Origin of the sequence: Mesorhizobium sp. WSM4983, from assembly GCF_029625765.1 — a bacterium.
Taxonomy (GTDB): Bacteria; Pseudomonadota; Alphaproteobacteria; order Rhizobiales; family Rhizobiaceae; genus Mesorhizobium.
This window is the reverse complement of sequence record NZ_JARTVM010000050.1, coordinates 1-259: the sequence shown is the minus strand read 5'-3', so window position 1 is coordinate 259 and position 259 is coordinate 1. Positions and strand designations below refer to the sequence as shown.

At 40.2% G+C, this 259-nt stretch carries 1 protein-coding gene; it reads left to right on the top strand.

The features are described from left to right. Positions 1-259: NAD-dependent epimerase/dehydratase family protein (locus P9254_RS28895; protein ID WP_278103926.1), on the top strand; the 259-nt coding region annotated here is incomplete at both ends.

Below are 259 nucleotides of genomic sequence, written 5' to 3'. Positions count from 1 at the left end.
ATATAGAAGATTGTGCCAAAGCATGTAAAAACATTGATGCGGTTTGTCATCAGGCAGCCATCGGTTCAGTGCCGCGCTCTATAAAAGATCCAGTAACCACCAATGACGTAAATATTGGCGGTTTTGTAAATATACTCACCGCAGCCAAAAATACAGGCATCAAACGTTTTGTCTATGCATCATCGTCTTCAGTTTATGGTGATGAACCAAATTTGCCCAAAAAAGAAGAAAAAATTGGCAATCCATTGTCGCCATATGC